Consider the following 22,292-nt stretch of genomic DNA (forward strand, 5'->3'; position numbering starts at 1 on the left):
GATGGTTCGTTCGAGTGTCGCTAATTATCTGTGCTTTGAAATGTCGCGCAGCAGCGTCAGCGATTTGAGGCTCCTTGACATTGAGACATGGCGCGTTGGCGGCGCAGTCCGCTGGCGCAATTGACATTCGCCTCTGCATCCTTGATGAGCACAGCCTAAGGCCCACGACCTTTGTCCCGCCACCATGCATGAGGCATGATTGGCGAAGCGCAGGATTGCCGGACCGTCACGCCCCGGCGTGGTGCCAGGGCGCGCGCAGTCCCAATCTAGTGTGTCCAGCGCAACAAGATTGCCGATGCTGGGACGACCTTGGTTCCCGCTTCCGCGACGACCTGGTCTCACGAAGCGTTGAACACGCAACAGCCTCCCAATAGCCCCGGCAATCCTAGCTACAGCCGCTTTCAATCGGGTTGGAGGCGACTGCCGTCCAGAGTTCCGTCGCTCTTGACGACTTGCAGGCGTGGGGCGCGGCCGTGTGTCAAGTGTGTCGTAAATCTCGTTCAGGGTAATGGACCTAGCCAATGAGGGTAGCGGGATCGCGACAGCGTAGTCCTCGATGGTCTTTTCGGTCCAAGTGCCGCCTTGCTGGGGTCTGCTAACCTTGACGAGGGCGATCTCGGACTCGATTTGCAGCACGGTATCGATGCCGTCCACGCCTTCGTACTCGCGAAGCTTAGCGCCGCAGTCGAACACCGCAGTGCCGGGCGAGGAGACGTCAACGACAATTGTGGGTTTAGGGGCGGTCAGCGCAGAGGCATTGGGCGGGCCACAGTCAACTACTTGTCGGGACACCGCACGCTGTCGGGTGCCGGCTGTCTGGCGGTGTCACTGGACGTGGTGCGACACCCTTTCGCCTTCCCGGCCTGAACCAGAGCCGTCTGAACGTTACCGAACACGACGTTACGCCCCTGCCTCGTACCTGCCATCGCATAGGCAAACCCCATCCGCGAACTCGTAGCGCCCCGCGAGGCCGGAGATTGCCGCGAAGAATTCGTCCACTGTCAGCTTGTCGCGCTCTGGAAAGCGCATGGCATTTTCATACTGACTGGCACAGTCTACCGTGCGCAGGGTGATGGGGCAAACGGCATGTGCGAAGTGCAAAACGTCACCCGGCGCCTTTAAAATGGGCGCCCGGCGCAGGATGGGTCGGGCCTGAGACGCTGCCGTTTTCGCTTCGAAAGCGATCGGACCAGTCACGGCTCGTCCGGTTCGACATTTTGGTGGTTCCAACACTGATTCCCACGGCAATTGCCGGATCGCGACCCAGCGCGGCCAGAATGATCGCCAAAGCCGCCTGCGGGTCCAGCGCCATCGCCTCGTAGACGAGACGCACCGGCTGGATATCGTGGCTCCGGAAGAAGTCCTCCCAAGCTGCATCGTCGCGGGTCAACTCATTGAACACTTCGCCGATGCGTGGACCGTCATAAACGTTTGGTAGCGGCGTCGCCGTTCCCTCGAACACACTGCCATCGGCGGCCAGGTGCCAGAGGCCGCTTTGTTCGGCCCGGACCAGTGATATGGCCTGGGCCACTTTGTCCAGTCGGGACAGGTGAATGTAGAGCGTGGGGCTAAAAGCGGCCAGGAATTGGGCGGCAAGGTCCATGGGTCCGCCGTTCGCGCGGACGAGACGCCGTGTCGCGTCGGCAGCGCTGCGCCACATCAGCCGAAGGCCGAAAACGCCGGTGTCATTGTTAGCCTCGCGCAGCATGGCGGCCAGATAGAGGCGGTCAAATTGAGCGTCTTCGGTGCCGTTGGTTCGCTCGACGCCCCAACCATCCGCCCAATCCGCAATGCTTTGCTGGCGAAAGTAAGAATTCGGGTGGCCGGAAACGCCGGTGGCGGCCAGCATCTCACACAGCAGCGTACTGCCCGACCGCGGCGTGCTGCAAATAACATAGGAGGCGTATTCTGACATTGCAAAACTCCAGATGAAGCATGCCGACAGGCCACAAGAAACGGCGGCAGCATGGCAAAGTGAGCAGGACGGAGCATGCGACATTGCCCCGCTGTTGCCCAGTTGGCCTATTCACAGGCTGACCGCCTCGAAAATTGGCATTTCTGCCCATGGTTGCCTATATTGAACGCAGTTCGAACAACACAGAATCACCCCAGTGACAGATACGCCCGAAACCGGCAGCGGCGGCCTTCCGTCCTCCGACATCTCCGTAATTTCCATCACCGACGAGATGCGCAAATCCTATCTTGATTACGCCATGAGCGTGATCGTGAGCCGGGCGCTGCCCGACGTGCGCGACGGGCTCAAGCCCGTACACCGCCGCATTCTCTTCTCGATGAACGAGAACGGCTACGAGTGGAACAAACCCTATCGCAAATCGGCGCGCGTCGTCGGCGACGTCATCGGTAAATATCATCCGCATGGCGACGGCGCCGTTTATATGTCGCTGGTGCGCATGGCCCAGGACTTTTCCATGGGCGTGACGCTGATCGACGGACAGGGCAATTTCGGCTCGGTCGATGGCGATATGCCGGCGGCGATGCGCTATACCGAAGTGCGCATGCAACGCATCACCGGCAATTTGCTGGATGATCTGGACAAGGACACTGTCGATTTCCGCGACAACTACGACGGCTCCGAGCACGAGCCGGTCGTGCTGCCGGCGCGGTTTCCCAACATGCTGGTCAATGGCGGCGGCGGCATTGCCGTAGGCATGGCCACCAATATTCCCAGCCATAATCTGGGCGAGGTGATCGAGGCCGCGTTGCTGGTGCTCGACAAGCCGCACGTGACCACCGAGGAGCTGATGGCCGTGATACCCGGCCCCGACTTCCCCACGGCCGGCATTATCCTGGGCCGCCATGGCATCCGCTCGGCCTACGAGACCGGACGCGGCAGCGTCATGATCCGCGGCCGCGTCGCCATCGAGGAAGTTCGCAAGGAACGCGAGGCGCTGATCATCACCGAATTGCCCTATCAGGTGAACAAGGCGCTGATGGTGGAAAAGATCGCCGATCTGGTGCGCGAAAAGCGCATCGAGGGCATTGCCGACATGCGCGACGAAAGCGACCGCAACGGCATGCGCGTGGTCATCGAGATCAAGCGCGATGCCTTGCCCGACGTGGTGCTGAACCAGTTGTATCGCTTCACCTCGCTGCAATCCTCGTTCGGCTGCAACTTCGTGGCGCTCAATGGCGGCAAGCCGCAATTGATGAACTTGCAGGAGATCTTGAGCGCATTCATCGCCTTCCGCGAGGAAGTGGTGACGCGCCGTGCGCGCTTCATGCTCAACAAGGCGCGCGACCGCGCCCATATCCTGGTCGGCCTGGCCGTGGCCGTGGCCAATATCGACGAGGTCATCGCGCTGATCCGCACCGCACCCGATCCCGCGACCGCCCGCGAGCAGCTGATGACGCGCCGCTGGCCGGCGCAGGACGTGGCGCCGCTGATCGCCCTGATTGACGATCCGCGCCACCGGATCAACGAGGACGGCACGTTCAACCTCAGCGAAGAACAGGCCCGCGCCATTCTCGAACTGCGCCTGGCGCGCCTGACGGCCCTGGGTCGGGACGAAATCGGCGACGAGCTGAACGGGCTGGGCACCGAAATTGCCGATTATCTGGATATTTTGCGCTCCCGCGAGCGGGTCATCAGCATCATCCGCGACGAGTTGACCGCGATCCGCGACCAGTACGCGACCCCGCGGCGAACCGAGATCACCGACAGCGCCGCGGACTTCGAGGACGAAGACCTGATCGCGCGCGAAGACATGGTGGTGACCGTCACCCATGGCGGCTACATCAAGCGCGTGCCGCTCTCGACCTATCGGGCGCAAAATCGCGGCGGCAAGGGCCGCTCCGGCATGGCGACGCGCGACGAAGATTTTGTCTCGCGCCTGTTCGTGGCCAATACCCACACGCCCATCCTGTTTTTCACCAGCGCCGGCATCGTCTACAAGCTCAAGGTCTGGCGCCTGCCGCTCTCGGCGGCCAATGCCCGCGGCAAGGCCTTGATCAATATCCTGCCGCTGGAGCAGGGCGAGCGCATCACCTCGATCATGCCGATGCCCGAGGACGAGGCCACCTGGGCCGATCTCGACATCATGTTCGCCACGACGCGCGGCACGGTGCGGCGCAACTCGCTGGCCGACTTCGTCGAAGTTCGCCAGAACGGCAAGATCGCCATGAAGCTGGACGAGGGCGACGGCATTATCGGCGTCGATACCTGCTCGGCGGCCGATGACGTCTTGCTGACCACCGCCGGCGGACAGGCCATTCGCTTCCAGGCCGATGAGGTGCGCGTCTTCAAGGGTCGTGATTCGACCGGGGTGCGCGGTATCCAACTGGCCAAGGACGACGTGGTCATCTCCATGGCCATCATCCGCCATTTCGAGGCGATATCGGAAGAACGCGTGGCCTATCTCAAGATGAGCCGCGCGGTGCGCGGTGAGGGCGACAGTGACGAGGTCGCCGCCGATGACGAGGACGTGGTGGCCGGCGAGCTCGGCCAGGATCGCTATGTCGCCATGAGCGAAGCCGAGCAGTTCATCTTGACCATCTCGGAAAACGGCTATGGCAAGCGCACCTCGAGCCACGAATACCGCATCACCGGTCGCGGCGGCAAAGGCATCACCGCCATGGCGGTCAATAAGCGCAATGGCCGGCTGATCGCGTCCTTCCCGGTAGATCCGGAAGACCAGATCATGCTGGTGACCGACAAGGGCCAGATGACGCGCATGCCGGTGGAGGGCAAGAAGCCGATCCGCATCGTCTCGCGCGGCAGCCAGGGCGTCATCGTCTTCGACACGGCGACCGATGAAAAGGTCGTCTCGGTCGAGCGCATCAGCGAGCCAGAAGAAGATGACGAAGGCGATGCTCCCGAGGCGGTGGATACGCCGGATGGTCCGGATGGTCCCGAAGCGCCGGATGAGCCGGCGGCGGAATAGAGCATTGGGGGGCGCTTCGGCGCCCTTTTTCCTGGTGAGCGTCCCCCTCATCCGGCACTGCGCGCCGGCTTCTCCCCGATCGGGAGAAGAACAGAAGCGCTATTACCGGTTCCTCTACCCACAAGGGCAGTGCGATCGCATATGGCCTTTGGCTCGATCTTGCCAGTGCGACAGTGCGGCTCCTCCCCCTGTCAGGGGGAGGTTGGGTGGGGGTTCGGGGCCGCGATATCGGGGGTAGGAGACCCCCACCTTGATCCTCCCCCTTGATGGGGGAGGTGTAGACTGAGACGTTTTACCAAAGGCTCGGTCAGATGCGACAGCCCAGATATCAGGGAACGAGGCAAGCGCAGGGGAGGCATGGTGACGGGATTTTATAAACTTTTATGAGTCCACCGCTTTGCCCTTAAGGCATGCTCCGAGGTTCTTTCTTACGAAGCCATCGCCGCTCAGGCGCAGGACCGGCCGCCGGGCTTAACGTCCTTCAGGATTTCCACCACCATGGGTGAGGCGCCCATGCCCATGAACACGCCGAAATCGCCGACATTGAGCAGGCCGGCAGTTGCCAATCCACGCAGGTCGGCTTTGATCTCATCGTGGAAAAACTTCATATAGTCGAAAGTGGATTGCATTTGCAGGTCATAGACGCCCGCGCCGGCGCTGGCTTCGCCGCCCAGCAGGTTACCATAAAAGTTGATCGGCATGCCCTGAAGTTGCAATCCTGCGATCAACAGGTCGGTACGGTGGAAATAGTCCATCACCGCATCGACAAGGACGGCCCGTTGCTGGCCATCGCAGAAGCGCATCGGCTTAGTGGTCGCCAGGCAATGGACTCGCTTGGCGATACGCGAATAGCCGCCCGACGTGATCGCCGGATCGGCCAGAGTCATTTCGATCGACGCATCGGCGCTCGCTGCGGTCGTGCGCGCTTTTGCCGTGCAACTGGCCTCGTCGGCCACGCTCCAGCTCAAATCATCGCTGCTTGCGGCGATCAGGGCTGCGGAAGCCGGCCCCGATCCCATCCAGCCGAAGCCGACATAGGAGCATGCACCGACCGCCATGATGGCGACGACGATGAGCACCACATCGAGCCCGCCCCACTGCGATTGTGGCTTGGCCGACACCATCGTTTCGCGCCGCGCCCGGATCAGATCGCGCCCTGACATGCGATTTCCCCAAAAATCGATCGGACGCACCTTAACCGTCAGGGATGAAAGGAGATTTAAGCGCACCGGCGACAATTCGAGGTTCATCGGGCGGCGACGCTTGCGCCCCGATAGGGGTCATGAGACAAACCGTCTGCGTTTTGAGGAGGCCATGATGAGCAAATTGGTGGGCTTTTATCCTGGCTCGTTCGACCCGGTCACCAATGGCCATCTCGATGTTATCGAGCGCGCCTGCAAGCTGGTCGATACGCTGATCGTGGCGGTGGGCATCAATGCGGGCAAGAAGGCGGCGCTGTTTGCCCACGCCGATCGCCTGGCGTTGCTGGAGCAGGTGCTGGCGCCGATCGGCAAGCGCACCGATACCGAATTCAAGGTGGTCGATTTTGGCGGTTTGATGGTCACGGCGGCGCGCGAGCACGGCGCCAAGCTGATCATTCGCGGGTTACGCGACACCACCGACTACAATTACGAAATGCAGATGGTGGGCATGAACGCGCAGATGGCGCCCGACCTGCAGACCGTGTTCCTGCCGTCCAGCCCGCCCGTGCGGCACATCTCGGCCACATTGGTGCGCCAGATAGCCGAAATGGGCGGCGATATTTCCGCCTTCGTCCCGCAGCTTGTCCTCAAGGCCCTGAAATCCAAATGAACGCTGTTTCCCGTCGCCTGTTTGGTGCGCTTGCACTCGCCGCCGCCGTTTTCGCCGCTCCCGCCTGGGCCCAGACATCGGAAGGCACGCCGCATCTGCTGCTGACGCTGCCTGCGGGCGTCGTCGACATCGAGCTGCTGCCTGCGCTGGCGCCCCAGCATGTGGAGCGCATCGTCACCCTGACCAACCAGGGGTTTTACAATGGGCTGGTGTTCCACCGCGTCATCGATGGCTTCATGGCCCAGACCGGCGATCCAACAGGCACCGGCATGGGCGGCTCGGACCTGCCCGACCTGCCGGCCGAATTCAGCGGCGCGACTTTCGGGCGCGGCGTCCTCGGCATGGCCCGGGCGCAGGACCCCAACAGCGCCAATTCGCAGTTCTTCATCACCTTCGCCGATGCCAGCTTTCTGGACGGGCAATATACGGTGTTCGGCAAGGTCGTTTCCGGCATGGAAGCGGTGGATGCGCTCAAGAAGGGCGATCAGGCCAACAATGGCCAGGTAACCGATCCGGACAAGATCGTGTCGGCCAAGATCGAGTATAAATAGCACGCTTTATTGCCACGCCCTCGTGGTTCGAGGGTCGCTTCGCTCCCGCCTCACCATGAGGTCTACTGAAGCTCGATACAACAGTAGTCCTCATGGTGAGGTGCGAGCCCTTGCGAGCCTCGAACCACGAGGGCGTGGAACAACGGTGCCGTTGCGCAGTTGCACCCACCGCCCATTCCCCTTACATGCGCACCACCCATCCACAATCAGAGAAAGCCCAGACCATGGCCGATTACGCCGATCCGGAAAACACCCTCGTCATCGAAACCACCAAGGGCAATGTCGTCATCGCGCTGCGCCCCGACCTGGCGCCCAATCATGTCGCCCATATCAAGAAGCTGGCGCGCGAGAAGTTTTATGATGGCGTCGTGTTCCACCGCGTCATTGAGGGCTTCATGGCCCAGACCGGTGATCCGCGCGGCACGGGCACCGGCGGTTCGAAATATCCGGATTTGAAGCAGGAATTCAACGCCGAGCCCCACGTGCGCGGCACGACCTCCATGGCGCGTTCGTCCAGTCCGGACAGCGCCAACTCGCAGTTCTTCATCTGCTTTGCCGATGCGCCGTTCCTCAACAAGCAATATACCGTTTGGGGCCAGGTCATCGAGGGCATGGAAAACGTCGACCAGATCAAGCGGGGCGAGCCGGTGATCAATCCCGACAAGATGGTCACCGTGCGGGTTGCGGCCGATCTGACCGAGTAGACGATTCGAGCGGCGGCCGCCTTGGCGGGCCGCCGCCTGTCTCGCGGATCGCCGCTAGCTTGGCGGTGCCGACGTCGCCGAACCGGCCAGAAAATTGCGCAGCCGCCGTGCCGTTGCCTCGGGCTTTGCTTTGGAACGAAATGCTCGCCGTCGACGGCCTGGGGCCTGGACCCGAGGGGCCTATGATCGCCAGATCGCGGCCGGCCCGCCAACTGCCTCGCACCACTAAGTGCGGTTATGGAGCCCTGCGATGGTGATATCCATGATGGGCCCATGAATTTGACGGGCACGCCCAGCGTATCGTTCGGTCGTCCCGAGGGTCTTCGAACAGGCAATGCCTCGGGAGGGGAGCGTTCCGTGCCGCTCACCAGCTTTGCCGATAATGGATTTCGGAGGTTACATTGGCGTGCTAACGACGGCCCATGCGTGTTTCCGATTTTGACTTCCAGCTTCCCGAATCCCTCATAGCGCTCCATCCCGCCGAGCCGCGCGACAGCGCGCGCCTGCTGGTGGTGGACCCGGTGCATGGCTTGGCGGACCGGACCATCCCCGACCTGCTGTGGCTGCTGAAGGCCGGCGACGTGCTGGTCGTCAACGACACCCGCGTGTTGCCCGCCGAACTGCGCGGTACGCGCGTTCGCAGCGAGAGCCGCGCCAGCGTATCGTTCAACCTCCACAAGCGCGTCGATGGGCATACCTGGCGAGCGTTTGCGCGTCCGGCCAAGCGCCTGGCGCTGCTCGACCGGCTCGAACTGGGAAATGGCGATGCCGCAGCATTGACCGCCCGCGTTGCCGGCAAGGGCGAAACCGGCGAAGTCACGCTGGAGTTCGACCTGGGCGGCGCAGCGCTGGACGAGGCCATCAAATCCCACGGCGCCATGCCGCTGCCGCCCTATATCGGGGCCAAGCGCAAGGTCGAGGCGCGCGACCAGATCGATTACCAGACCGTTTATGCCGCCCATGACGGCGCTGTCGCGGCGCCCACTGCGGGATTACATTTCACCGAACTGCTGTTGCAGCAACTGGCCGACAAGGGCGTTGGCATCGAGCGGGTGACGCTGCATGTGGGGGCAGGGACCTTCCTGCCGATGAAGGCAGATGACACCGAAGACCACGTCATGCATGCCGAATGGGGGGAGATCGACGAGGCGACGGTCGAGCGCATCCTGGCGGCCAAGGCAGCGGGCGGGCGGATCGTCGCCGTCGGCACCACGAGCCTGCGGCTGCTGGAATCGGCAGCGGTGCGCACCGGGACCTTGGCGCCGTTCAGCGGTGATACCTCGATCTTCATCACCCCCGGATTTCGCTTCCGGGCGGTTGATGTGCTGATGACCAACTTTCACTTGCCCAAGTCGACGCTGTTCATGCTGGTCAGCGCCTTTGCGGGAATGGATGTGATGCGCAAGGCCTATGAGCATGCGATTGCGGAGGGCTATCGGTTTTATTCGTATGGAGATTCGTCGCTGTTGATGCGGGCGGAGATGGGGGAAGAGTAACGGCTTTGAGACTCGGGCTAAGGGGTGTGGGGAGCCACGGTGTAGCGGCTGCCCGGTTGTGCCCCCGGCCCGTACCCACTAAAAGGCCGCCATGAAACAAGTGATCTTCACCCTTTCAGCCACGGACGGCATGGCGCGGCGTGGGCGGATCGATACCCCTCGTGGCGAGATCGAGACGCCGGCTTTCATGCCGGTGGGCACGCTGGGCACCGTCAAGGCGATGTATCCCGAGCAGGTGCGCGAGACCGGCGCCGATATCCTTTTGGGCAATACCTATCACCTGATGCTGCGGCCGGGGGCGGAGCGCGTCGCAGCACTGGGCGGGTTGCACGATTTCATGGATTGGCAGCGGCCCATCCTGACCGATAGCGGCGGCTTTCAGGTCATGTCGCTGGCCAAGTTGCGCAAGCTGAGCGAACACGGTGTCACCTTTCGCTCCCATATCGACGGGTCAGCCTATGAGCTGACCCCGGAAGGCTCGATCGAAATCCAGACCCTGCTCGATAGCGACATCATCATGCAACTCGACGAGTGCCTCGCGCTGCCGGCCGAGCCCAAGGAAATGGAGCGCGCCATGGAGCTGTCGCTGCGCTGGGCTGAGCGGTCCAAGGCGGCGTTTGCCAACCAGCAGAACCGGGCGCTGTTCGGCATCGTCCAGGGCGGCGACGCGGCCGATCTGCGAGCGCGTTCGGCGGCCGGACTGACCTCGATCGGGTTTGACGGCTATGCCGTGGGGGGGCTCGCCGTGGGCGAGCCGCAGGAGGTGATGTTCCGCGTCATCGAGGAGATCACGCCCGAACTGCCGACCGAGCGGCCGCGCTATCTGATGGGCGTCGGCAAGCCGGATGATATTCTGGGCGCGATCGGACGCGGTATCGACATGTTCGATTGCGTGCATCCAACCCGCGCCGGCCGGCACGGCCACGTCTATACCCGGTTCGGCGTCATCAACCTGAAAAACGCCCGGCATAAGGATGACCACCGCCCGATCGACGTGGCGTCACCCAATCGCAACTGCCGTCGCTTCTCGCGAGCCTATCTTCACCATTTGGTCAGAACGGAAGAGATTTTGGGTGCCATGATCCTTTCCCAGATCAACCTGGCCTATTATCAAGAGCTGGTACAAGGCGCCCGGGCGGCGATCGAAATCGGCAATTTTGCCGATCATGTCGCCGCGACCCGTGCGGCATGGACCGCCGGCGACCTTGCGCCGCTCTAACTCCGCTAAACTGCGTTCAGAAAAGGTTGATCGACATGGCTAAATCCGGGCGCAAAGCCAGTTTCGCGTCACTCGGCAAACATCGCAAGCGCCTGGAAACGATCCCGATGCGCCTTCAGTTCGCCATCGATCCGAACCGATTCAAGCGCTATTCGGCCAGCGCGGGGGACCTGCTGCTGGACTATTCCAAGAACCGCATCGACGAAGACGTCATGGCCGCGCTGTTCGAGCTGGCGCGTGCCGCCGGTGTCGAGGAGCGCCGCGCCGCCATGTGCGAGGGCGAGCACATCAATATCACCGAAGATCGCGCGGTCATGCACATGGCCCTGCGCTATCAGGGCGACAAGCCGGTGCCGGTCGATGGCGCCGATGTCATGCCCGGTATCCGCGACGTGCTGGCGCGCATCCAGAGCTATAGCAACGATGTACGCAACGGTGTCATCCGCGGCACGACCGGCGAGCAGTTCACCGACATCGTCAATATCGGCATCGGCGGCTCCGATCTGGGCCCGGCCATGGTAACGCTGGCGCTGGAACCCTACACCCGGGCCGACCTGCGCGCCCACTACGTGTCCAATGTGGACGGCGCCCATATCCATGACATCCTCAAGCGGCTCGATCCCAAGAAGACGATGTTCATCATCGCCTCGAAGACCTTCACCACCGACGAAACCATGACCAATGCCGCTTCGGCCCGGAAGTGGATCGCCGACGCGCTGGGCGATCACGCCGTAGCCGATCATTTTGCGGCCGTGTCCACCAATATTGCTGCCTGCAAAGACTTCGGCATTCGCGAAGACCGGATTTTCGGCTTCTGGGACTGGGTCGGCGGGCGCTATTCGGTGTGGTCCGCCATTGGGCTGCCGATCGCCCTGGCGGTTGGATATGACAATTTCGCCGGTTTCCTCAAGGGCGCCGATGCGATGGACCAGCATTTCCTATCCACGCCGCTGGAGAACAACCTGCCGGTTATCCTGGCAGTCCTCGGTGTCTGGTATCGCAATGCCTGGGGGTTTTCCACCCAGGCGGTGCTTCCCTACGATCAGCGCTTGTCGCGCTTTGCCGCCTACCTGCAGCAGCAGGATATGGAGAGCAACGGCAAGTCGGTGACGCTGGCGGGCAAGTCTGTCGGCTGGTCAACGGGGCCGATCGTCTGGGGCGAACCGGGCACCAATGGACAACATGCTTTCTACCAGTTGATCCATCAGGGCACCGACGTCATTCCCGCCGACTTCCTGATCGCCGCCAAGCCGCATGAGAGCCTGCCGCCCCATCACGACAAGCTCGTCGCCAATGTGCTGGCACAATCGGAAGCCCTGATGCTGGGCAAGACCGAGGACGAGGTTGTTGCCGAACTCAAGGCGCAGGGGCTCTCCAAGTCCAGGATCAAGGAACTGGCGCCGCATAAGGTGTTCCCCGGCAATCGTCCGTCCAATACGCTATTTTACCCGCAACTGACCCCCGAACTGCTGGGCTCGCTGGTGGCGATGTATGAACATAAGGTATTCGTGCAGGGCGTGATCTGGAACGTCAATTCCTACGATCAATGGGGCGTCGAGCTGGGCAAGCAACTTGCCAAGGCTTTGCTGCCCAAGGTGCAAGGCGAGGCCGGCGGCGAGGGGCATGACAGCTCGACGCAAGGGCTGCTCGGCTATTATTGGAGCCACAAAGGGTGAGCGCTTGACCATCACCACCGATGAGCAGTTGGAAAAGCTCAAGGCCATCGGCCGCATTTGCGCCTTGACCCGCGATGCCATGGCCACAGCGATGCGGCCCGGCATGACGACGGCGGAACTCGACGATCTGGGCCGGATCTTGCTGGAACGGCACGGTGCACAATCGGCGCCCCAGGTGAGCTATGACTTTCCCGGCGCCACCTGCATATCGATCAACGAGGAAATCGCCCACGGCATTCCCGGAGATCGGGTGATCCAGCCGGGCGACCTGGTCAATATCGACGTTTCGGCGGTCAAGGACGGCGTATTCGCCGATACGGGCGCGTCATTTGTTGTCGCGCCCAGCACGAGCAAGCTCGATGCACTGTGCCGTGACGGCAAGAAGGCCATGTGGGCCGGCATTCGCGCCGTGCGGGCAGGAGCCCCGTTGGCCGATATCGGGGCGGCGATCGGCAGGTTTGCCGGCAAGGGCGGCTATACGCTGATCCGTAACCTTGCCAGCCACGGCGTCGGCGACAGTCTGCACGACGAGCCGGGCGAAATCTCGACCTGGCCGGATAAATCCGAGCGCCGGCGCATGAGCAATGGACTGGTGTTCACCATCGAGCCGTTCCTGTCGCTGGGTGGCCGCATGGCCGATCAGAAATCGACGGACGACGAGTGGACCCTGGTGGCCAACCCGGCCGCACCCTGCGTGCAATATGAGCATACCGTGGTGGCAACGCCGCGTGGCGCCGTCGTGGTGACGCTGGCCGCCTAATGGCATGCTCAGTGTCGGCGGAAGCAGACCCCTCACCCGTCTCGGCCTTCGGCCGATCCACCCTCTCCCTCAAGGGGCGAGGGTTGGCTCCACTCTCGACCAACCACAAAGCCCCCTTCTCCCCTTGAGGGAGAAGGGCCCGAAGGGGGATGAGGGGTCACTCCGCTGGCTACAGCGAGACCAGAACCACCGGCGCCAGCACGATCATGGCGGCAGCGGCAACGAAGCGCATCGCACCCCAGTTCCGGATCGTGGCCGTCCGCAGCATCGAGGACAGAACGAAAAACACGATCAGCGCAATGGCGAGACGGTTGATACCAGGCAGCGCCAGCTCACTGCCCTGCGCCAGACGCACATAGCCCCACAACCCCGCCAAAACTCCGAAAATGGCAGTGATTAGCAAGCTCATCGCCTTGGCGATGATCAGCATGGCCATGTCGATGGTCGCACTGCTCAGGATCAGGGTAAGCCCGCTTCCCATCAGGAACACTGCGCCCAGCACCACGAACAGCCGGGTTGCGAGGAGCAGTGGCGTCAGGTTGCCGATATCGAGCGTGGGCAACGAGCCAATGACCGGAACAGATGCGGCGTAACTGCGGAACGCGATCAACAGGTAAACCGTCGCCAGCGTGCTGAGCGCAAAAACGATCAGCGTAACTACCATCACCTTGAGAAGATCGATCGTATCCTGCGCCATGACCTAGGGCCCCAAGCGCGATGGCGACCGGCGCAACCAGGATCGGCGTGCGGGGCAAGGCAAGGACATGAACGACTCTCGAATAGCGCTGGGCAATACCGGGAATCAAACTCCATACCGGTTGCGTTTCCTATCATGAATGCGACGGGCAATCTTCTGCCCTCATCTCAATCCCGACAGCCGCTTACGGTGACGCCGTGCAACAAACCAGTGGACTGTTGGCGCGCAAACATGTATCTGCTATTGATCATTAGTGAGCTATCATGTAATAGGCTAACGAAATGGCAAAGTCGGAAATCCTTAAGAACCTGCTGATCGTCGCTCGCGAGCTTGATACCGGCTTTGACGTTCGTCTCAAGAAGATGGGACTGACGTCGGCCCGCGTTCGAGTTTTGCTGCTGTTGTCGCAGAGTGGCAAGCTGATGAGCCAGGCCAGCATTGCCGAGCATTTGCGGGTGGAGCCGCCTACGGCGGTGCGCGTTCTGGATGGGCTGGAAACGCTGGGACATATCAACCGGCTTGCCGACCCTGCGGATCGCCGGCTCAAGATGATTGCGCTGACCGCAAGCGGCGATGCCTTGGCCGAGCAGGCGGGCATTCTCATCGCGCGCCTGGAGGCGGCGCTTCTGGAGGGGCTGGACAAGCAGGACATCGCTGCCACCGAGCGTGTGCTCACCGCGCTAAGGTCCAAGATGGTCGATCTCAAATCGGGCGGCCTGAGCCTTGTTTCGAGCACGCGGGTCCTGTCATGAGCGAGCGTGACGCAGCGGCTTCCCCGGCGGTGGTCCCGCCGGACGAACAAACCCCGGTTCAGCCCGTGCCCCCTGCGACGGCTCCCTTCGTGCCCAAATCGGTGTTCTGGTCTGCGGTTTACGCCGGCAGTTCCTTGCTGCTGGGCATTACGCAGGGCCTTGGGCTCAACCTCATCACGGCCAACCTGCCGGGGCTTCAGGCCTCGTTCGGCGCGACCCAGCAAGAAATGGGCTGGTTGCCCGCAGCCTATTTTGCCACGAACATGACCGGCACCATCCTCATGTTCAAGATCCGCTCGCAATTCGGCCTGCGCCGGTTTGCCGAAATCGGCATCGTCGTTTATGCGCTGGTGGTGATTGCGCACCTGTTCGCCCACGATCTGCAATCGGCGATCCTGGTGCGCGCAGTCATGGGTTTTGCCGCGGCGCCGCTGAGCACGCTGGCGTTCTTTTACATGCTCGAATGGCTGCCGCCGGAAAAAAAGCTGAGCGTGGGCATCTGCTTTGGGCTGCTCGGCAGCAGCATGTCGCTGCCCTTGGCCCGTGTCGTTTCGCCCGATCTGCTGCAACTGGGAGATTGGCAGGGGCTGTATCTGGTGGAAGTCGGCCTGGCGCTGGTGAGCTTTGGCGTCGTCTTTACGCTGCCCTTGACCTCGCCGCCCCGCATGAAGGTGTTCGACAAGGACGATCTGATCAGCTTTCCGCTGATGACCATCGGCTTTGGCTGCATCGCCATCGTGCTGTCGATGGGGCGTGCCTATTGGTGGCTGGAGGCGCCATGGCTGGGCGTGCTGCTGGCGACGGGTATTGCCAGCATCCTGCTGCTGGTGCTGGTGGAACTGCATCGCAAGAACCCGATCATCGACCTGCGCTGGCTGTCAAGCCGCGACATGCTGACCTTTGCCGGGGCGCTGATGGCCTTCCGCCTGCTGCTGTCGGAGCAATCGGTTGGCGTTTTCGGACTGTTCACGGCATTGGGCGTGCAGAACGATCAACTCATTCCCATTTTCGGGGTTATCGGCACCGCGACATTTGCGGCCACGGCCGTGCTCAGCATGATCGTCAAGCCGACCAGGACGCCAGCCATTCATCTGGTGGCGCTGATCCTGATCGCCACGGCCTGCTGGCTCGACGCGCAGAGCACTGTTCTCAGCCGCCCCGAACAGTTCTATCTCAGCCAGGCGATGATCGGGATCGCCAGCGGGCTGTTCCTGCCGCCCGCCATGTTGAACGGTTTCATGAAGGCCCTGGCGCGCGGGCCTCAATATATTCTGTCGTTCCTGACGGTGTTCCTGACCACGCAGACGTTCGGCGGCATTTTAGGCAGCGCCATATTTTCCAGCTTCGTCGCGGTGCGCGAACAGTTCCACTCCAACGTCATATCCGAAGGTATATCGCTGCTTGATCCACTGGTTGCCCAGCGCATCCAGGCCTATGGCGGCGCCTATGCACGGGTGCTGACCGATCCGGCGCAGCGCGACGCGAGGGGGCTGGCTCTGCTGGGACAGTCGGCGACGCAACAGGCCAATGTGTTGGCTTATAACGATCTTTTCATGCTGATTCTCGCTGGCACGCTACTGACCATGGTGGCGCTGCTGATCCAGATCCTGCTGACCGCGCTCAACAAACCGGCGGCGCCCAACTCGGCCGCGACGGCCTGACGACCTCGAGAGATTACAATGCACATCAAAGAACTGGTCCTGTCCAAGGCTACAATCCCGGCCGTGCTGGTCGGCATTCTCGGTGTCGCGGCCGTGCTCTACGCCTGGCAGCTGCCCCCGTTCACCTCGACGATCCAGACCACCAACAATGCGTTTATCCGCGGCCGCGTGACCCTGATCGCGCCGCAACTGCCCGGCTACGTCGTCGCCGTCCCGGTCACCGATTATCAGCGCGTCGCCAAGGGCGATTTGCTGATGCAGCTCGATGACCGCATCTACGTCCAGCAGATCGCCCAGGCCGAGGCCACGCTGCAGCAGCAGGAAAATGCTCTGGCCAGTTTCGAGCAGAACTATGCGTCCAAGAAAGCCAGTGTCGATTTGGCTACCGCGCAGTTGGAGGCGGCACAGGCCGGGTTGACCAATGCGCAATCGGACGCGGGCCGCAGCGAGTCGCTGCTCGCCTCCGGATTGTCGCCGCAATCGGCAGCCGACCAGGTTCGTGCTGCCTTGGCGCAGGCCCAGTCCAGCGTCGCGCAGGCGCAAGCGTCGTTGAGCATCGCCCAGCAGAACCTGTCGCTGGTCGAAACCAGCAAGCCGGCGCTGGAAGGCGCAGTCAAGGGCGCCGAGGCCACCGTCGAGCTGGCCAAGATCAGCTTGAGCAATACCAAGGTGATCGCCCCGGTCGACGGCGTCCTCGGCGAGGTCACGGCGCGGGTGGGGCAATATGTGTCGGTTGGCAGCCAACTGACCTCGGTCACGCCGCCTGCCACCTGGGTGGTCGCCAACTTCAAGGAAACCCAGCTTTATGGCATCACGGTTGGCCAGGCCGCCAAGTTCACCGTCGATGCGCTAAACCACAGCACCATGACGGGGCACATATCGGAAATCTCCCCGGCCGCGGGCTCCGAGTTCAGCGTCCTCAAGCCCGACAATGCCACTGGCAATTACACCAAGATCGCCCAGCGCATCCCGGTCCGCATCGAAATCGATCCCGACCAAGCGCTGTCATCCAGCCTGTTGCCAGGCATGTCGGTGGAAGTTGCAGTCGACACCGCAGTAGCGCCGTGAGCACAGTAAACTAGGGGTAATGGTATGCCGGGAGGGGGTCGAACCCTCGACCATTCGATTAAAAGTCGAATGCTCTACCACTGAGCTACCGGCACGCACCAAGAATTGGACGCCGCTGGCGTCGCGGCGGACCATAGCCACACGCGCCGCACTGTCAACCGCAATCGCAGCGCTTAAAAACTCAACGGCGTGCCGCCGAACGGCATCGGCATGCAGGCAATCGACACCCGTTCCAGCTTTGTGCACAAGGCACTGGCTTCGCTAAGCTCTGAAATCGGCCCGGCCACGATGCGTTTTTCATCGCTTTCCGCCTCGTCGGCCAAAAGCGGCGACAAGCCTAACAGCAGCGGCCCGAGCTTGAGCGAGAGGTCGTTCCAGGTGCCTGCGGCGTCCTCGAAGCTGACGCTGGGACCGACCGCAATGCCGAACTTTGCCTCGTCGGGAATGACAATTTCAGGCAGGGCCGCCACCGCCTCGGGGATTGGCTGGGCGGCGGGCAAGGCCGGCAATTCCATGGGCTCGCGGCGAATGGCGACCGAGCCACCATCGGCATCGTAGGTGAGCGTTTCGCCCTCGCCGATGGAGCCGGTGAGCGACGAGCGATCGATCTCGGCAGTTTGAGGCAGGGCCTCGATCAGTTTGGGCAGACTGACCTCGAGCGCGCCGACGCGCTGGATCACCTCGTTGCCGGCCTGCTCCTGCAGGGCAAAGCGGGTCACCAGCATGGTATTTTCACGCCGCAAGCGAGCGGCTTCCTCATTGAGGTCGACGACATCGACACGCAATTGGTCGATGCTGGCGCCGTCGATGCGCGTCTTGTGCAGGCCTGCGAGGATCCCCTGCGGCACCAGCGCCGACACGTTCGCGCCGAACACCGCCATGCCGCCGCAAACCAGCGCCACGATGCCCCAGACCGCCACGTCCGATTGCCGGAATTGTTCCGATGCTTTAGCCAATGCCGGGCTCCCGAGGGCGTCGCCGAATCAAGTCTCGCCTCTAGAATAACACTGCCCGAGCCGTTATCGGTTCGCCAACGCCTGCATGCCACAATTGGTGCCCATAAGCGGCCAATACAGCGCATTTCGGAGACCGCCATGACCCAGTTGCTGTCGATCATTCTGGCTGCCGGGGAAGGTACCCGCATGAAATCGGCACGGCCCAAGGTCCTCCACGAAGTTGGCGGCCTCCCCATTGTGGGGCATGTCGCCCGCGCGGCGCGTGCCGCCGGGTCCGATCGGATCGCCATGGTCACGGGGCCAGGGCACGAGGCCGTGCGCAAGGTTGTCACCGGCATCGATCCGGCGATCGTCTTTTTCGAGCAGGCCGAGCGCAAGGGCACTGGGCACGCAGCCTCTATGGCGCGCAATCTTTACCAGGATGCGGAGGGCTATATCGCCGTGCTCTATGGCGACCACCCGCTATTGCGGGGGGATAATTTTCGCGTGGTGCTGGACCGGCTCGATGCCGGTTTCGATGTCGCCATCCTGGGCTTCGAGCCGGACGACCCCACCGGTTACGGACGCTTCATCGTGGATGGCGAACAGCTTCTGGCGATCCGCGAACACAAGGACGCCACCGAGGCCGAACGGCAGATCGGGCTTTGCAACGCCTGCATCCTGGCCTTTCGCGCCGAAGTTTTTCGGGAGCTGATCGACAAGCTCGACACCGACAATGCCCAAGGCGAATACTACCTGACCGATCTGGTAAGCCTGGCCAATGCCGCCGGCAAAAAAGTCGGCTTTGGCGTGGCACCGGAAAACGACGTGCTGGGTGTCAACGATCGCGCTCAACTGGCACGTGCGGAAGGCCTGTTTCAGGACTTGCGCCGTACCGATTTCATGCAGGCGGGCGTGACACTTAAGGATCCCGGCAGCGTCTGGTTTTCCTACGATACGGAAATCGCGCGCGATGTCACCATCGAACCTCACGTGGTGTTCGGCCCCGGCGTCAGCATCGCGGAGGGCGCCACGATCCATGCGTTTTGCCATATCGAAGGCGCCAGCATTGGAGCACGGGCATCGGTGGGACCATTTGCCCGGCTGCGACCGGACGCCAAGCTTGGCGCGGGCGCCAAGGTGGGCAATTTCGTCGAGATCAAGAAGGCCGATATCGGCGCGGGCGCCAAGGTCAGCCATCTGAGCTATATTGGTGACGCGACCATCGGTGCCGAGGTCAATATCGGCGCGGGCGTGATTACCGTCAATTATGACGGCTCCAACAAGCACCGCACCATTGTCGGCGAGGGCGCTTTCATCGGCTCCAACGCGGCACTGGTAGCGCCGGTCAGTGTGGGCGAGGGCGCATTGGTCGCCAGCGGCAGCGTCATCACCGAGGACGTGCCGCCCGACACACTCGCGCTGGGGCGCAGCCGCCAGATCAACAAGCCGGGCCGTGCCAAAGCCATTTTTGAGCGCGCCAAAGCGCTCAAGTCATCCGGGGGGAAGTAGTATGTGCGGTATCGTCGGTATCGTTGGCGACGTGCCGGTTGCGCCGCGCCTGGTAGATGCGCTCAGGCGGCTCGAGTATCGCGGCTATGACAGCGCCGGCGTTGCGACGCTGGAAGCGGGAGCGATCAGCCGGCGGCGCGCCGAAGGCAAGCTCGGCAATCTGGCGCAGAAATTGTCGTTCGAACCCCTTGAAGGCAATATCGGCATCGGCCATACGCGCTGGGCGACCCATGGCGCGCCCACCGAAGCCAATGCCCATCCTCACGCCACCGAGCGCGTCGCCGTGGTCCATAACGGCATCATCGAGAATTTTCGCGAACTGCTGGCCGATCTGGCCAAGGATGGCTATCTGCCCAAGACGCAGACCGACACCGAGTCGGTCGCCCTCTGGGTCAGCCGCGAACTGGCCAACGGGGCCGACCCGGAATCGGCGGTAGCACGTACGCTCAAGCAGTTGCGCGGCGCGTTCGCGCTGGCATTCCTGTTCAAGGGCGAGGAGGGACTGCTGATCGCCGCGCGCAGCGGCGCGCCGCTCGCGATCGGCCATGGAACGACCGAGATGTATTTGGGCTCCGATGCCATGGCGCTGGCGCCGTTCACTGCGCGGCTGACCTATCTCGAGGACGGCGACTGGGCGGTGATCACCCCCAGGGGCGTCACCATCCGCGATGGCAAGGACGTCATCGTCCAGCGCGAACAGCAGCTATCGCAGGCTTCGGCATTGCTGGTGGACAAGGGCAACCACCGCCATTTCATGGCCAAGGAGATCTACGAGCAGCCTGAAACCATTTCGCATACGCTGAGCCATTATGTGGACATGGGCGCCGAAAAGGTCGCCATCCGCGAGACCTTGCCCTTCGATTTTGCCGATCTGAGCCGGCTGACCATCAGCGCTTGCGGCACGGCCTATCTGGCAGGTCTCGTCGCAAAATACTGGTTCGAGCGCTATGCGCGGCTACCTACCGATATCGATGTGGCTTCCGAATTTCGCTACCGCGAGCCGCCGCTGGAGAATGGTGGGCTGTCGCTGTTCATTTCGCAGTCCGGCGAAACGGCGGACACCTTGGCGGCATTGCGCTATTGCGCCAGCCAGGGCCAGCATATTGCGTCCCTGGTCAATACGCAGGAATCCACCATTGCCCGGGAATCGAGCGTGGTTTTTCCCATTCTGTGCGGGCCCGAAATCGGGGTTGCCTCTACCAAGGCGCTGACGGCGCAATTGACCGCCCTGGCCAGCCTTGCCATTGCCGCCGGGCGGGCCCGCGGCGTGTTGCGCGCCGAGCAGGAGGCAGAACATGTGCGGGCCCTGACCAGCCTTCCGGCCGCAGTTTCTGCCGCACTGGCGGCCGAAGCCCAGATCGTCGGCATCGCCAAGCGCCTGTCGCGCGCCAAGGACGTGCTTTACCTCGGTCGCGGACCAATGTTCCCGATCGCCATGGAGGGGGCACTCAAGCTCAAGGAAATCAGCTACATCCACGCCGAAGGTTACGCAGCGGGCGAACTCAAGCATGGACCCATCGCCCTGGTGGACGAAGACATGCCGGTGATCGTCGTCGCGCCGTCGGACGAGCTGGTCGACAAGACCTTGTCCAACATGCAGGAAGTGGCAGCACGGGGCGGCAAGATCATTTTGATCACCGATGCGGAGGGAGCCAGGACGGTTGGCCACGGCGTGGCCGACATCATCGTCATCCCCCATGTGTCCAACTTCGTCGCCCCCATCCTGGCGACCATTCCGGTGCAGCTTCTGGCCTATCACACGGCAGTGTTCATGGGTACGGACGTGGACCAGCCACGGAACTTGGCGAAATCGGTGACGGTGGAGTAGCGTTAGCTCACAGGTTCAACCGCAACACCCAGGCGGGTCGCGGCGGAGGCGAAAGTTTGGTCCAGCGTTGCAATAGCGGCGCCGTTTGCTTTTGCGATTGCCAAGTGTAAAGCATCGCCTGATCGCAGGCCTGTCTCGTAGTGCCGCACCATGCTCTCAGCACTTCGGAAATGTTCGGTGGCAACGGCCACTTGGCGGAAACTATCCAGTTTAGTTCGTTGGAGCGCCTGCTCCGCGCCTCGTCGCTGTGCGAACGTCATCGTACCACTTCTGAGCTTGCGCGACAGCGCCGAGGACACTTCCAGCTCGGTCCAGTCCGAATAGAGAAATATTTCAGTTGCCCGTCTTTTAAACCAAGACAAGGCTACCTCGCTATCACGTTCGGTTACATGCAGGGCCACAAGGAGAGACGTGTCGACGTAGATCACTAGTAACGCTCGTCGTCGCGCATCTTGCGGATGAATTCGCCGGCTGGTTCGTCCTGAAACGGCATTGTTTTTAGATGTTGACGCAGCCGCTCTACATCGACCGGCTGTTTCTGCGGCTGGGCTGGCACAAGCAGCGCCACGACCTTGCCGCGCTTCGTGATCTCAATGCTCTGACCGCTTTCGGCTTCGTTAACCAATTCGCTCAATCGAGCTTTCGCGTCCGCCAAACTCACATGCTTCATAACAGTCTCCTGACCACTTAACTGGTCATATAACATCTCAACGTAAAATT

The 22,292-nt window shown here is 62.2% G+C and carries 20 protein-coding genes and 1 tRNA gene; 13 read left to right on the forward strand and 8 right to left on the reverse strand.

The genetic code is table 11. The annotated features are described in order from the left end of the window. Nucleotides 1–24 precede the first annotated feature (24 nt). Together ACFE8X_RS13925 and ACFE8X_RS13930 are read right to left on the reverse strand one after the other, a co-directional pair. Nucleotides 25–792 (reverse strand): Uma2 family endonuclease, encoded by a 768-nt coding sequence (locus tag ACFE8X_RS13925; protein ID WP_375452087.1) that lies wholly within the window; start codon nucleotides 790–792, stop codon nucleotides 25–27. 313 nt (nucleotides 793–1,105) lie between these two features. Next, complete coding sequence (locus ACFE8X_RS13930) at nucleotides 1,106–1,915, reverse strand: Stf0 family sulfotransferase (RefSeq protein WP_375452088.1); 810 nt, start codon at nucleotides 1,913–1,915, stop codon at nucleotides 1,106–1,108. 196 nt (nucleotides 1,916–2,111) lie between these two features. Between ACFE8X_RS13930 and gyrA the strand changes: the two genes are divergently transcribed. Then, on the forward strand, nucleotides 2,112–4,901 hold the full coding sequence (gene gyrA / locus ACFE8X_RS13935; protein WP_375452089.1) for a DNA gyrase subunit A: 2,790 nt from the start codon (nucleotides 2,112–2,114) through the stop codon (nucleotides 4,899–4,901). 446 nt (nucleotides 4,902–5,347) lie between these two features. On the opposite strand, the gene ACFE8X_RS13940 is transcribed toward gyrA, so the two are convergent. Next, nucleotides 5,348–6,064 carry a hypothetical protein gene (locus ACFE8X_RS13940; protein ID WP_375452090.1) on the reverse strand — a complete coding sequence of 239 codons (717 nt, stop codon included), beginning with the start codon at nucleotides 6,062–6,064 and terminating at the stop codon, nucleotides 5,348–5,350. Between the two features lie 154 nt (nucleotides 6,065–6,218). On the opposite strand from ACFE8X_RS13940, the gene coaD reads away from it, so the two are divergent. From coaD to map, 7 genes are all read left to right on the forward strand, one after another. Further along, on the forward strand, nucleotides 6,219–6,713 hold the full coding sequence (gene coaD, locus ACFE8X_RS13945) for a pantetheine-phosphate adenylyltransferase (protein ID WP_375452142.1): 495 nt from the start codon (nucleotides 6,219–6,221) through the stop codon (nucleotides 6,711–6,713). Further along, nucleotides 6,710–7,264 (forward strand): peptidylprolyl isomerase, encoded by a 555-nt coding sequence (locus ACFE8X_RS13950; protein ID WP_375452091.1) that lies wholly within the window; start codon nucleotides 6,710–6,712, stop codon nucleotides 7,262–7,264. The genes coaD and ACFE8X_RS13950 overlap by 4 nt, the downstream gene beginning before the upstream one ends. Nucleotides 7,265–7,488: 224 nt before the next feature. Then, nucleotides 7,489–7,968 (forward strand): peptidylprolyl isomerase, encoded by a 480-nt coding sequence (locus tag ACFE8X_RS13955; protein WP_375452092.1) that lies wholly within the window; start codon nucleotides 7,489–7,491, stop codon nucleotides 7,966–7,968. Between the two features lie 422 nt (nucleotides 7,969–8,390). Next, nucleotides 8,391–9,464, forward strand: a complete 1,074-nt coding sequence (gene queA, locus ACFE8X_RS13960) for a tRNA preQ1(34) S-adenosylmethionine ribosyltransferase-isomerase QueA (protein ID WP_375452093.1) — start codon at nucleotides 8,391–8,393, stop codon at nucleotides 9,462–9,464. Between the two features lie 91 nt (nucleotides 9,465–9,555). Beyond that, nucleotides 9,556–10,683, forward strand: a complete 1,128-nt coding sequence (gene tgt / locus ACFE8X_RS13965; protein ID WP_375452094.1) for a tRNA guanosine(34) transglycosylase Tgt — start codon at nucleotides 9,556–9,558, stop codon at nucleotides 10,681–10,683. Between the two features lie 35 nt (nucleotides 10,684–10,718). After that, nucleotides 10,719–12,359 carry a glucose-6-phosphate isomerase gene (gene pgi, locus ACFE8X_RS13970; RefSeq protein WP_375452095.1) on the forward strand — a complete coding sequence of 547 codons (1,641 nt, stop codon included), beginning with the start codon at nucleotides 10,719–10,721 and terminating at the stop codon, nucleotides 12,357–12,359. Between the two features lie 4 nt (nucleotides 12,360–12,363). Then, nucleotides 12,364–13,119, forward strand: a complete 756-nt coding sequence (gene map / locus ACFE8X_RS13975) for a type I methionyl aminopeptidase (RefSeq protein WP_375452096.1) — start codon at nucleotides 12,364–12,366, stop codon at nucleotides 13,117–13,119. A gap of 169 nt (nucleotides 13,120–13,288) precedes the next feature. Here map and ACFE8X_RS13980 read toward each other — a convergent pair whose 3' ends face one another. Then, nucleotides 13,289–13,816 (reverse strand): hypothetical protein, encoded by a 528-nt coding sequence (locus tag ACFE8X_RS13980; RefSeq protein ID WP_375452097.1) that lies wholly within the window; start codon nucleotides 13,814–13,816, stop codon nucleotides 13,289–13,291. A 281-nt stretch (nucleotides 13,817–14,097) separates the two neighbouring features. On the opposite strand from ACFE8X_RS13980, the gene ACFE8X_RS13985 reads away from it, so the two are divergent. Genes ACFE8X_RS13985 through ACFE8X_RS13995 form a run of 3 tightly spaced genes read left to right on the forward strand, consistent with a single transcriptional unit; the run spans nucleotide 14,098 to nucleotide 17,297 of the window. Then, the gene (locus ACFE8X_RS13985) at nucleotides 14,098–14,568 is read left to right on the forward strand and encodes a MarR family winged helix-turn-helix transcriptional regulator (RefSeq protein WP_375452098.1); all 471 of its coding nucleotides are present in this window, start codon (nucleotides 14,098–14,100) and stop codon (nucleotides 14,566–14,568) included. Continuing rightward, on the forward strand, nucleotides 14,565–16,229 hold the full coding sequence (locus tag ACFE8X_RS13990; protein ID WP_375452099.1) for an MFS transporter: 1,665 nt from the start codon (nucleotides 14,565–14,567) through the stop codon (nucleotides 16,227–16,229). Before ACFE8X_RS13985 ends, ACFE8X_RS13990 begins: the two co-directional genes overlap by 4 nt. Nucleotides 16,230–16,247: 18 nt before the next feature. Continuing rightward, on the forward strand, nucleotides 16,248–17,297 hold the full coding sequence (locus ACFE8X_RS13995) for an HlyD family secretion protein (RefSeq protein ID WP_375452100.1): 1,050 nt from the start codon (nucleotides 16,248–16,250) through the stop codon (nucleotides 17,295–17,297). Nucleotides 17,298–17,317: 20 nt separating this feature from the next. On the opposite strand, the gene ACFE8X_RS14000 is transcribed toward ACFE8X_RS13995, so the two are convergent. Both ACFE8X_RS14000 and ACFE8X_RS14005 read right to left on the reverse strand, forming a co-directional pair. After that, a tRNA-Lys gene (locus ACFE8X_RS14000) sits at nucleotides 17,318–17,392 on the reverse strand. A gap of 78 nt (nucleotides 17,393–17,470) precedes the next feature. Next, complete coding sequence (locus tag ACFE8X_RS14005; protein WP_375452101.1) at nucleotides 17,471–18,253, reverse strand: hypothetical protein; 783 nt, start codon at nucleotides 18,251–18,253, stop codon at nucleotides 17,471–17,473. Between the two features lie 138 nt (nucleotides 18,254–18,391). On the opposite strand from ACFE8X_RS14005, the gene glmU reads away from it, so the two are divergent. Both glmU and glmS read left to right on the forward strand, forming a co-directional pair. Continuing rightward, nucleotides 18,392–19,744 (forward strand): bifunctional UDP-N-acetylglucosamine diphosphorylase/glucosamine-1-phosphate N-acetyltransferase GlmU, encoded by a 1,353-nt coding sequence (glmU, locus tag ACFE8X_RS14010; protein WP_375452102.1) that lies wholly within the window; start codon nucleotides 18,392–18,394, stop codon nucleotides 19,742–19,744. A gap of 1 nt (nucleotide 19,745) precedes the next feature. After that, on the forward strand, nucleotides 19,746–21,572 hold the full coding sequence (gene glmS, locus ACFE8X_RS14015) for a glutamine--fructose-6-phosphate transaminase (isomerizing) (protein WP_375452103.1): 1,827 nt from the start codon (nucleotides 19,746–19,748) through the stop codon (nucleotides 21,570–21,572). A gap of 2 nt (nucleotides 21,573–21,574) precedes the next feature. Here the strand turns inward: glmS and ACFE8X_RS14020 are convergent, their stop codons facing one another. Then, entirely contained in the window at nucleotides 21,575–22,000 is a 426-nt protein-coding gene (locus tag ACFE8X_RS14020) for a type II toxin-antitoxin system VapC family toxin (protein WP_375452104.1), read from the reverse strand. Then, nucleotides 22,000–22,242 (reverse strand): type II toxin-antitoxin system Phd/YefM family antitoxin, encoded by a 243-nt coding sequence (locus tag ACFE8X_RS14025; protein WP_375452105.1) that lies wholly within the window; start codon nucleotides 22,240–22,242, stop codon nucleotides 22,000–22,002. The genes ACFE8X_RS14020 and ACFE8X_RS14025 overlap by 1 nt, the downstream gene beginning before the upstream one ends. Nucleotides 22,243–22,292 lie beyond the last annotated feature (50 nt).

Source organism: uncultured Devosia sp. (assembly GCF_964244875.1).
Classification (GTDB): Bacteria; Pseudomonadota; Alphaproteobacteria; order Rhizobiales; family Devosiaceae; genus Devosia.

What these genes read in the sequence shown, in the direction of transcription:
- ACFE8X_RS13930 (WP_375452088.1), bottom strand. Translation starts at nt 1,915, where the DNA reads ATGTCAGAATACGCCTCCTATGTTATTTGCAGCACGCCGCGGTCGGGC.
- ACFE8X_RS13940 (WP_375452090.1), bottom strand. Translation starts at nt 6,064, where the DNA reads ATGTCAGGGCGCGATCTGATCCGGGCGCGGCGCGAAACGATGGTGTCG.
- coaD (WP_375452142.1), top strand. Translation starts at nt 6,219, where the DNA reads ATGAGCAAATTGGTGGGCTTTTATCCTGGCTCGTTCGACCCGGTCACC.
- ACFE8X_RS13950 (WP_375452091.1), top strand. Translation starts at nt 6,710, where the DNA reads ATGAACGCTGTTTCCCGTCGCCTGTTTGGTGCGCTTGCACTCGCCGCC.
- ACFE8X_RS13955 (WP_375452092.1), top strand. Translation starts at nt 7,489, where the DNA reads ATGGCCGATTACGCCGATCCGGAAAACACCCTCGTCATCGAAACCACC.
- queA (WP_375452093.1), top strand. Translation starts at nt 8,391, where the DNA reads ATGCGTGTTTCCGATTTTGACTTCCAGCTTCCCGAATCCCTCATAGCG.
- tgt (WP_375452094.1), top strand. Translation starts at nt 9,556, where the DNA reads ATGAAACAAGTGATCTTCACCCTTTCAGCCACGGACGGCATGGCGCGG.
- pgi (WP_375452095.1), top strand. Translation starts at nt 10,719, where the DNA reads ATGGCTAAATCCGGGCGCAAAGCCAGTTTCGCGTCACTCGGCAAACAT.
- ACFE8X_RS13980 (WP_375452097.1), bottom strand. Translation starts at nt 13,816, where the DNA reads ATGGCGCAGGATACGATCGATCTTCTCAAGGTGATGGTAGTTACGCTG.
- ACFE8X_RS13985 (WP_375452098.1), top strand. Translation starts at nt 14,098, where the DNA reads ATGGCAAAGTCGGAAATCCTTAAGAACCTGCTGATCGTCGCTCGCGAG.
- ACFE8X_RS13990 (WP_375452099.1), top strand. Translation starts at nt 14,565, where the DNA reads ATGAGCGAGCGTGACGCAGCGGCTTCCCCGGCGGTGGTCCCGCCGGAC.
- ACFE8X_RS13995 (WP_375452100.1), top strand. Translation starts at nt 16,248, where the DNA reads ATGCACATCAAAGAACTGGTCCTGTCCAAGGCTACAATCCCGGCCGTG.
- glmU (WP_375452102.1), top strand. Translation starts at nt 18,392, where the DNA reads ATGACCCAGTTGCTGTCGATCATTCTGGCTGCCGGGGAAGGTACCCGC.
- glmS (WP_375452103.1), top strand. Translation starts at nt 19,746, where the DNA reads ATGTGCGGTATCGTCGGTATCGTTGGCGACGTGCCGGTTGCGCCGCGC.
- ACFE8X_RS14025 (WP_375452105.1), bottom strand. Translation starts at nt 22,242, where the DNA reads ATGAAGCATGTGAGTTTGGCGGACGCGAAAGCTCGATTGAGCGAATTG.